The sequence below is a fragment of the Limnoraphis robusta CS-951 genome (assembly GCF_000972705.2).
On the sequence record NZ_LATL02000231.1, the window covers coordinates 7,685 to 17,454 of the forward strand.

8 protein-coding genes and 1 tRNA gene are annotated in these 9,770 nt (G+C 44.0%); 5 read left to right on the plus strand and 4 right to left on the minus strand.

The window, feature by feature from the left end:
* The 3 genes from WN50_RS19665 to WN50_RS19675 form a co-directional block, all read left to right on the plus strand.
* A partial coding sequence (locus tag WN50_RS19665) for an RNA-guided endonuclease InsQ/TnpB family protein (RefSeq protein WP_235441035.1) occupies window positions 1-898 on the plus strand: 898 nt, incomplete at its 5' end.
* A 93-nt stretch (window positions 899-991) separates the two neighbouring features.
* Entirely contained in the window at window positions 992-2,644 is a 1,653-nt protein-coding gene (locus WN50_RS19670; RefSeq protein ID WP_046281548.1) for a dipeptide ABC transporter ATP-binding protein, read from the plus strand.
* A gap of 370 nt (window positions 2,645-3,014) precedes the next feature.
* Window positions 3,015-4,742 carry an ABC transporter ATP-binding protein gene (locus tag WN50_RS19675; protein WP_152964747.1) on the plus strand — a complete coding sequence of 576 codons (1,728 nt, stop codon included), beginning with the start codon at window positions 3,015-3,017 and terminating at the stop codon, window positions 4,740-4,742.
* Window positions 4,743-4,909: 167 nt separating this feature from the next.
* Here WN50_RS19675 and WN50_RS19680 read toward each other — a convergent pair whose 3' ends face one another.
* Both WN50_RS19680 and purF read right to left on the minus strand, forming a co-directional pair.
* Window positions 4,910-5,377: a helix-turn-helix domain-containing protein gene (locus WN50_RS19680; protein WP_046280573.1), complete on the minus strand. Its 468-nt coding sequence runs from the start codon at window positions 5,375-5,377 to the stop codon at window positions 4,910-4,912.
* A 473-nt stretch (window positions 5,378-5,850) separates the two neighbouring features.
* Window positions 5,851-7,329: an amidophosphoribosyltransferase gene (gene purF / locus WN50_RS19685; protein ID WP_046280572.1), complete on the minus strand. Its 1,479-nt coding sequence runs from the start codon at window positions 7,327-7,329 to the stop codon at window positions 5,851-5,853.
* Window positions 7,330-7,684: 355 nt separating this feature from the next.
* On the opposite strand from purF, the gene WN50_RS36960 reads away from it, so the two are divergent.
* The gene (locus WN50_RS36960; protein WP_281062870.1) at window positions 7,685-7,810 is read left to right on the plus strand and encodes a hypothetical protein; all 126 of its coding nucleotides are present in this window, start codon (window positions 7,685-7,687) and stop codon (window positions 7,808-7,810) included.
* Between the two features lie 98 nt (window positions 7,811-7,908).
* On the opposite strand, the gene WN50_RS19690 is transcribed toward WN50_RS36960, so the two are convergent.
* Both WN50_RS19690 and cofG read right to left on the minus strand, forming a co-directional pair.
* A tRNA-Cys gene (locus WN50_RS19690) sits at window positions 7,909-7,979 on the minus strand.
* Between the two features lie 13 nt (window positions 7,980-7,992).
* A complete protein-coding gene (gene cofG / locus WN50_RS19695; protein WP_046280571.1) occupies window positions 7,993-8,964 on the minus strand; it encodes a 7,8-didemethyl-8-hydroxy-5-deazariboflavin synthase subunit CofG in 972 nt (323 codons plus the stop codon).
* A 219-nt stretch (window positions 8,965-9,183) separates the two neighbouring features.
* Between cofG and WN50_RS19700 the strand changes: the two genes are divergently transcribed.
* Window positions 9,184-9,770, plus strand: a 587-nt coding sequence (locus tag WN50_RS19700; protein ID WP_049560420.1) for a photosynthetic reaction center family protein, incomplete at its 3' end; no start/stop codon positions are given.

Genomic DNA, 9,770 nt, shown 5'->3' on the forward strand with positions numbered 1-9,770 from the left:
GACCAAACAAATTCACAAGTTTCGACCCACCAGTATTAGCCTTGATATTCGGACGTTCAAATATATTGAATCCGAGCAGAAAGTAGGCGTAACACTGAAATCGGGGCGTGTGAATTTTGACTTGAAAATTGGCGGCTATCAAATCGCTTTGCTTCGAGGTCAATCTCCCACAAGTGCCACTCTTTCTAAGAGCAGAAATGGCAACTATTACATCAATATTGTTGTAGAAGTTCCCACTCAACCCAAAAATCAAACGCCGAAGGTTTTGGGAGTAGATTTGGGAATTCGCGATATTGCAACTACTTCCACCGGAAAATCCTGGGATGGTGAGAAATTGAGAGAAACCCGAAGTAGGTTTGTTCGCGTTCGCGCCTCGATACAATCCAAACGCACCAAAAGCAGTAAACGCCTGCTCAGGAGGCTTTCCGGGAAGGAATCGAGGTTTCAAAAATGGGTCAATCACAACATCAGTAAACAGCTTATTGAAGTTGCTCAACAGCTTAATTCTGCAATTGCTTTTGAAGATTTGTCGGGCATTCGGCTGAGAACAAAAGTTAGAAAGAAAACCCTCACCGAAATCAACCGATGGGCTTTCTATCAGTTGCGCTTGTTCACCGAATACAAAGCTCGTATTGCCGGAGTTGATGTAATTTTGGTTGACCCGAGATACACATCTCAGACCTGTTCGATATGCCACCACGTTCACCCCGAGAAAGGCAAGTCCTATCGGAATGGCAAGCATTTTAAATGCGGTTTCTGTGGTTTTGAACATGACGCTGATGTTAACGGAGCGTTGAATATTGCTCAGTTAGGGGCTGTTGTAAACCAGCCGGAAATCTCGACCTATTCTTGTCAATTAGAGGGGCAACTTTTGTTGTTTCCTGATGGGGTGGGTTAGGGATAGAGCCTCTGCCAAAAGCTTTGCGTTGGCGATGGGTAGTTTACTAGTCACTGTTCCCTGCTATAAATGAATTTTAACCTGCCATTCCCCATGTCTGAGCCTCTTTTTTGCGTCGAACATCTCCGAGTCGCCTACCCCAGTCGCAGCAACAAACCGACTTGGGCGGTTGATGATGTTTCCTTTACCCTCAAACCCGGAGAAAAGTTGGGGTTGGTGGGTGAGTCGGGTTGCGGAAAATCCACCTTGGGGCGGGCTGCGATGCGTTTGCTTCCTGCGTCTACACAAATTGAAGGGCGAGTCATGTTTGGGGGACAGTCGGTGTTTGAGATGAACCCCAAGCAGTTAAGAGGCTTTCGGGGTGAGGCGGTGGCGTTGGTGTTTCAAGATCCGATGACTCGTCTTGATCCGTTGATGACCATTGGTGAACATTGTATCGAAACCTTGAACGCTCATCAACCTCAACTTTCTCGTTCACAAGCCAAAGAAAAAGCGATTCAAACATTAGAATCCGTGAAAATTCCGGCAAGTCGTTGGTCGCAATATCCCCATGAATTTAGTGGGGGAATGAGACAACGGGTAGCGATCGCCTTAGCGTTACTTCTTGACCCCAAATTAATTGTCGCTGATGAACCCACTACCAGTTTAGATGTTACCATCTCGGCTCAAATTTTGCAAGAATTAACGCGATTGTGTGAGGAACGAGGAACAGCAATTTTGTTGATTTCCCATGATTTAGCAATGGTGGGGGAATATTGCGATCGCATGGCGGTGATGTATGGCGGAAAAATGGTTGAAATGAATTCAACGTCCCAAATTTTACAACAGCCTCAACATGAATATACGCGATCGCTTTTGGATGCGGCTTTACATTTGCAAGCGATTGAAGAAAGTTTAGAAAATACTCTTTTTCTTGAGAAAACGACTAAGCCGTTATTACAAGTCAGAGATTTACAACAATATTATAGCTTAGAATCCAATTCAATTCAACAGCTTTTTACAGGCAAAAAAACAGCCATTAAAGCAGTAGACGGGGTGAGTTTAGACCTCTATCCGGGTGAAATATTAGGGCTTGTTGGAGAGTCTGGTTGTGGAAAAAGTACCCTATCTCGGAGTATTTTACAGTTAGTTCGTCCAACAGCAGGAACCGTTGAATTTACAGGGATAGAATTAACCACATTATCGCTTCCACAAGTTCGTTCTTATCGCCGTCAAATGCAGATGGTATTTCAAGATCCTCTGGCTTGTTTAAATCCAATGATGACGATTGGAGAGGCAATTTCTGATCCGCTTTTTATTCACAAACTCGCCACACCAGAAGCGGCAAAAATTCAAGTTATAGCGATGTTAGAACGAGTGGGGTTAACCCCTGCATCCGAGTATTATGAACGTTATCCCGGTGAATTATCCGGTGGACAACAACAACGAGTTGCTATTGCCAGAGCGTTAATTACTCGTCCTCAATTAATCATTTGTGATGAACCTGTAAGTATGCTAGATGCGAGTGTTCAATCCCAAGTTTTAGCCTTGATGTTAGAATTGAAAGAAGAATTTAATTTAACCTATTTGTTTATTACCCATGATCTTTGGGTAGCCCGATATTTATGCGATAGAATTGCCGTAATGAATGCTGGAAAAATAGTAGAAATAGGTTTAACTGAAGCTATTTTTAATTGTCCTCAACATCCCTACACCCAAACTCTTTTGAAGGCAGCACCTTTATTAGCTAGTTCTACCAATTTCTAATGATTTTAAATGATAAAAACACTGACTTTAACCTCTAACTCTCTTTTTAACCCCCACCAACCTCCCCATCCCTCCGCCTATATCCTTCAGATAGGCTTCGCCAACGGCACCTCCCTTAGAAAGGGAGGGAGGAGGAGGCTATTAGTTCCCTCCTAGTTCCCTCTCATTTCAGGACAGGTTAAAACAAAATTATAGAAAAATGGTATAACAATGAAAGGATCTCTTGAATTAATCTGCTGTACAGTTACCCTGAAAACCAACAAATACAGTTAGGGTTCACTCATGTACTGGAGTTGAAAAATTGTCACCGAAATCATCGAAAACCACTCATCCTTTGACTCGTCTGTTACAATACGCTCATCCTTACCGGATGCAAATATTTCAGGCGACAATTTGTTCTATTTTAAATAAACTATTTGATTTAGCGCCGCCTGTTTTAATTGGTGCTGCCGTTGATGTTGTCGTGAACCAACAAGATTCATTTATCGCCCAATGGGGAGTCGAAAATGTCGTCGCCCAACTCTGGGTATTATCGCTGTTAAGTTTAATTATATGGGGCTTAGAATCAGCTTTTGAATACGCCTATGAACTCCTCTGGCGAAACTTAGCCCAAACCCTTCAACATGATTTGCGTTTAGATGCTTATAGCCATTTACAAGAACTCGAATTAGCCTATTTTGAAGAACGCAGTACCGGAAGTTTGATGTCAATTTTAAATGATGATATCAACCAGTTAGAACGGTTCTTAAATTTTGGTGCGAATGAAATTTTGCAAGTGGTAACAACTGTTATTTTAGTGGGAGGTGGGTTTTTTATTCTCGCTCCAAATGTGGCTTGGTTTGCCATGTTACCCATGCCTTTTATTATTTGGGGATCAATGGTATTTCAAAAACGTCTCGCCCCTCGTTATGCAGAAGTGAGAGAACGAGTTAGCTGGTTAAATGGTCAGTTATCCAATAATTTAAGCGGCATTACAACGATTAAAAGTTTTACATCAGAAGACTATGAAACTGGACGAATTACCGAACAAAGTGAAGCCTATCGACAGAGTAATAAACGAGCGATTAAACTGTCTTCTGCTTTTGTTCCCTTAATTAGAATTGCAATTTTCTTTGGGTTTATTGCAACATTATTATTAGGAGGAATGGAAGCCCTAGCCGGACGTTTAGCCGTAGGAACTTATAGCGTTTTAGTGTTTATTACCCAACGTTTATTATGGCCGTTAACGCGACTGGGAGAAACCTTTGATCAGTATCAACGGGCGATGGCTTCCATTAACCGAGTGATGAATTTATTAGATACATCTATTGAAACTCATCCGGGAGATATTCCCCTTCCAGTCAGTCAGGTTAGGGGAGAAATAGACATCAAAAATATTACCTTTGCCTACAATAATCGAGTTCCAGTTATCGAAGATTTATCTCTGAAAATACCAGCCACTAAAACCATTGCAATTGTCGGGGCGACAGGTTCAGGAAAAAGTACATTAGTGAAATTATTACTTCGACTCTATGAAATTCAATCAGGAATAATTACCCTTGATGGGATTGAAATTAATCGAATTCAATTAAAAGATTTACGTCAAGCCATCGGTTTAGTGAGTCAAGATGTTTTTCTGTTTCACGCTACCGTTGCTGAAAATATTTCCTATGGAACTTTTGATGCGTCTTTACCTGAAATTATCGCCGCCGCGCAAGTGGCAGAAGCCGATAATTTTATTCAAAAATTACCCCAAGGGTATGATACAATTGTTGGAGAACGAGGACAAAAATTATCCGGCGGACAACGACAACGCATAGCCATTGCGAGAGCCGTGTTAAAAAATCCACCTATATTAATATTAGATGAGGCGACCTCTGCCGTCGATAACGAAACAGAAGCCGCCATTCAGCGATCGCTCGAATATATTACCCAAAATCGAACAACCATTGCGATCGCCCATCGCCTGTCAACCGTGAGGAATGCAGATTGTATTTACGTCATGGATCAGGGAAAATTAGTAGAATGGGGGCGACACGAACAATTATTAGAAACACCAGGAATTTATGCAAGTTTGTGGCGGGTACAATCTGGATTAACAGTGAACAGTGACCAGTGACCAGTTACCAGTAAAAACCGTTTTCAGTTAACAGTTTTTTCCCGACTCCCAACTCCCGACTTTTGCCTCTTGCAATTCGCGCCTATTGCCTTCTAATTAGAGAGTCGCAAAGTAGATGCACCAATACAATGCTAAGTGTCTCAAAACCTAATTTTAAAAGCTTAGATTCACTCCTCATTGTCGGTATTTTTGCGTTGTCTCCAGTTAATTCCCAGTCGCTTGAGATAGTCCCAACCCCTTTGGGGCCAGACGTGTTGGCGACCAGTTTTTTGAGCAATCCATTCGGCGACTTTCGGGCCTGACCAGGCACCCCCATCAGGGGGAGGGCTTTGTAAAGCCTCTTTGAGTTCCTGCTGCTGCGCCAAGCTTAACAAAGAGCGAGCAACAGGGGGTTGGCGATCACGGCTACGGTTCCTGACAGAACAGGGGCCTTCGCGGTTATAGCGCCGAATAATCTCCTTAGAATAGTCGTAGTTCAAGCCTACAACCTCGGCGGCTCGTTTAATAGTCCAGCCACCCGCGACGAGCTGAAGCAAGTGCCATCGACGCGCTTCGGTAGTATCCCTCGCTTGTCGGTAACGCACTTTCAGGTCTTCAGTCGTGAGATGGGGTTCTAGATGAGCTTTTGGTGGCATCCTCCTCTCGCATCACATCCGGAACGTTAATCGATCTATCCAAGTTCTGCAAACAATTCCGGAGTGAATCCGAGAGAGATATGAAATTCTTATCAAACAAAAACCATTCATCAGGGGTTTTTGCGCTTAGGAGGCGGAGAAACAGTGACCAGTAACCAGTTATCAGTGACCAGTGGGGACAGTTATCAGTGACCAGGGCTTGCCTTGCGACGGGCGCGGTTTCCGGCGAGACTTAGTTCGCAATCTTAGCAAAGTTCGCAAGAGAGTGACCAGTGACAAGTGACCAGTTAGCAGTTAAAGACTTCCCCTATTGCCTGTTGCCTATTGCCTATTGCCTATTGCCTATTGCCTATTGCCTTTTGCCTTTTGCCTTTTGCCTCTTGCCTTTTGCCTTTTGCCTTTTGCCTTTTGCCTTTTGCCTGTTGCCTGTTGCCTGTTGCCTGTTGCCTGTTCACTGATGACTGTAAACTGTCTTAAACCTTCACAGGTTCCTCTAACATCAATTTTGAGCGTTTTACCAGTTCAGGAACGTCTATTGGATATTTTCCGGTAAAACAAGCCGAACAGAAATTCTGAGGGTCTTCGTGAGTCGCTTGTAACATTCCTTCCCAACTCAGATAAGCCAACGAGTCCACCCCAATATGTTCGGAAATCTCCTCAACCGACTTCTTCGCCGCAATCAATTGATCTTGGCTATCAGTATCAATCCCGTAGAAGCAAGGATGAGTCACAGGAGGAGAAGAAATTCTCATGTGAACTTCTGTCGCCCCTGCATCTCGCAACGCTTTAACAATCTTACGGCTGGTGGTTCCTCGCACAATAGAATCATCCACCATAATCACTCGCTTTCCTTCCAAAACATCTTTTAGAGGATTCAGTTTCATGCGAATACCCGACTCTCGCATTCCCTGAGTCGGTTGAATAAACGTGCGACCCACATAACGATTTTTGATCAATCCTTCCATGTAGGGTATATTAGATTCTTGAGAAAAGCCAATCGCCGCCGGAATACCAGAGTCGGGAACCCCAATTACTAAATCCCCATCAATATAGGACTCTTTGGCTAAGACTCGACCAATTCGCATTCGATAACTGTAGAGACTTTCTCCCTCCATTTGGCTATCGGGTCGGGCAAAATAGATCATTTCAAACACACAAAGTTTTCGAGAGGCTTGTTGTTGCCATTGAATTGACTGTAATCCGTCTTCAGTAATCCAAACCATTTCACCCGGTTGAACTTCTCGCAAAAATTCAGCACCGATAATATCTAAACCGCAGGTTTCAGACGCCAGAACGTATCGAGTCGGGTTGTTGTCTAAAGTGCCAATCACCAAAGGACGAATCCCATGAGGATCACGTACACCCATCAATCCCACAGGGGTACCAATCGCTAAACTAAATGCTCCTTCGCACATTTTAAAGGCACTTTGACAAGCGTCTAACCAGTCCTTACCCGAATCAACTTCAGAAGCGATCGCCAGAGCAATTAATTCTGTATCTGTGGTACTAACAAAAGTATATTGGCGTCGGGTCATCTCTTCCCGCAGTTGAGGGGTATTAACCAGATTACCATTATGAGCGACTGCGACTGATCCTAGACGGCTATTGGCGACAGCCGGTTGAGCATTGACCACTCGGCTCGATCCGGTTGTAGAATAACGAGTGTGACCGACTGCGAGATTCCCTTTTAACTCGCTGAGGATCGATTCGTTAAACACTTGAGAAACTAACCCCATCTCTTTGTACAGATGCAGCTTTTCTGAGTCAAAGGTGGCAATTCCTGCTGATTCTTGACCTCGGTGTTGGAGGGCGTATAATCCAAAATAGGTGAGTTTAGCAACATCTTCACCCGGTGCGTAGATACCGAAAACACCACAAGCTTCTTCGGGTTTATCGGGGTTTTGGGGATTGGAGTCGGGTTGGTCAGTCGTCAGCAAATCGTTTGGTATCATGGTCGTTGCTAGGTGTTTAGTGTCAGAATAAGCAGGAATTGGGATCTTGTTGAAAGCTATGCAGTGCTAGATAACAGTGCCGAGCTTTCTAATAGTTGCATCCTGATCCCTCACTTAAACAGTAGCGTAAACAATTACACACGTCATCCGAGTTTACTTCAATCTCTAGTGTTGTCAACCGATCTCACGTCAGTATTTGCAAAAATTGAGCGGGCGTTTTAGGTCAGATTATCAGCAATCTATCGGTTTCTAGCTGAAGACTAGACTGGGTTTTTGAATGAGCTATTGCGTTCAATTAAATTTGTTAATACCTGTAATCAGATTTAATTAATTCTCAGATGAAATTGATTCGATAATGGATAGCCTAGATCTATACGAAATTTTTGATGTAGAAGACTGGTGGGAAAGTCTGCAATCTCTGTCGATTATCCTAAAATTTAGTAAATTTTTTAGCGAACAACTTTTACAATTAACGACTTAATACTGACGGAAATATTAATTGATAGTCCTATGTGCGAGGACTTTGGATATTAGACACGGGTTTCAACCCCCTGACTGACTTCTGAGTTCAATATTAGAAGGCGGCACCCGGATTTGAACCGGGGGTGGAGATTTTGCAGACCTCTGCCTTACCGCTTGGCTATGCCGCCGTATCACGAATTTTCATTGTATCACAGAGGAGCTTTTTGTGGCAAGCTGCCAATCCTCAACTAAAGTTTTTAATTGGGCTGGCAACCCCGGAATATACTGAGGATAAACAGGTAAGCGTTTTTTCAACTGCCAACCGTTAGCTTCAAGAATAGGGGCAAGCGTTTGAGCATCGGGGTGAGGATAGTCGGGGTTCACTTCATCATGGGGACTGATACCGCCTAAATCCCTCGCTCCGGCTATGAGACATTCGATTAAGATATCAGGATGGGTGACGAGATTCGGCGGAATTTGTAACGTAATCTCATTTGGAAGCAGAGAACGAGCGATCGCAACGACTTGAGGCAGTAGAGTCATATTAAAAGCTTCTCCCTGCCAAACTTGCTGCTGACCAGGACTGTGAGGTTGTAAGATCACTTCTTGGATATGTCCCCAACGCTGATCAACGGTGGCGATCGCTTCTAAGGTTTCTCGCCAGTCCGTCTCATTTTCCCCAATTCCCAATAATAAACCCGTTGTAAAGGGAATTTGCAATTCTCCCGCCCATTCTAGCTGTTGGAGTCGCAGTTGAGGAACTTTACTCGGGGCGTGGCGGTGGACGGTTTCCAGCAATTTAGGAGTCATTTGTTCAAGCATCAAGCCCATTGAGACATTAACCTGTTTGAGTTGTGCCATTTCTTCATAGAGAAGTGGCCCGGCGTTGGTGTGGGGTAAAAATCCCATCGACAAGGCGAGTTCACATAATTGATAAATTCGTTCAAACCAGGCTGGACGTTGAGGACTCTGAGGATGAACTTCTCCACTTAAGATTAAAATCTCAATCACCCCTCGATCTTGAAGCGATTTTAAGATTTGTTGAGCTTGCGTCAGAGTCAGCCCTGGGCTTGTTCCGGGTTCGGAGCGGAAATTACAGTAAGTACAACGATTAAAACACTCGTAGGTTGGAACCAGTGTATAAGCCGGACTGTAAGTGATCACAGAAGACATAGATCAATGACTGAGATAGTGCCACATCTACTGTACAAACCGGATTTACCACCTGGGTAGAAGCCTGACTTGAGCAATCATTAGTTTTCTTTATAGCTTAGTTAAGTAAACTTTCTGAAAAACTACTTTACAAAACTTCATTGACCGTGCAATACTGTAATCACGGTAGAGAAATCACTACCGACGAACCTCGAAAAATACATAGCAATCATACCTAACATGACAACTACCTTACAGCAGCGCGAAAGCGCCAACGTTTGGGCGCAGTTCTGCAACTGGGTAACATCCACCAACAACCGCCTGTACATCGGCTGGTTCGGCGTGTTGATGATCCCCACCTTGTTAACTGCAACCATCTGCTACATCATCGCCTTCGTAGCAGCACCCCCCGTAGACATCGACGGTATCCGTGAACCAGTAGCCGGTTCATTAATGTACGGAAACAACATCATCTCTGGTGCAGTAGTTCCGTCATCCAACGCAATCGGTTTACACTTCTACCCCATCTGGGAAGCAGCTTCTCTCGATGAGTGGCTGTACAACGGTGGCCCTTACCAGTTGGTAATCTTCCACTTCCTGATCGGTGTATTCTGCTACATGGGTCGTGAATGGGAATTATCCTACCGCTTAGGAATGCGTCCTTGGATCTGTGTTGCCTACTCTGCACCTGTAGCAGCAGCAACCGCAGTATTCTTAATCTACCCGATTGGACAAGGAAGCTTCTCTGATGGTATGCCCCTGGGAATCAGTGGAACCTTCAACTTCATGTTAGTGTTCCAAGCAGAACACAACATCTTGATGCACCC

What these genes read in the sequence shown, in the direction of transcription:
- WN50_RS19670 (WP_046281548.1), top strand. Translation starts at nt 992, where the DNA reads ATGTCTGAGCCTCTTTTTTGCGTCGAACATCTCCGAGTCGCCTACCCC.
- WN50_RS19675 (WP_152964747.1), top strand. Translation starts at nt 3,015, where the DNA reads ATGCAAATATTTCAGGCGACAATTTGTTCTATTTTAAATAAACTATTT.
- WN50_RS19680 (WP_046280573.1), bottom strand. Translation starts at nt 5,377, where the DNA reads ATGCCACCAAAAGCTCATCTAGAACCCCATCTCACGACTGAAGACCTG.
- purF (WP_046280572.1), bottom strand. Translation starts at nt 7,329, where the DNA reads ATGATACCAAACGATTTGCTGACGACTGACCAACCCGACTCCAATCCC.
- WN50_RS36960 (WP_281062870.1), top strand. Translation starts at nt 7,685, where the DNA reads ATGGATAGCCTAGATCTATACGAAATTTTTGATGTAGAAGACTGGTGG.
- cofG (WP_046280571.1), bottom strand. Translation starts at nt 8,964, where the DNA reads ATGTCTTCTGTGATCACTTACAGTCCGGCTTATACACTGGTTCCAACC.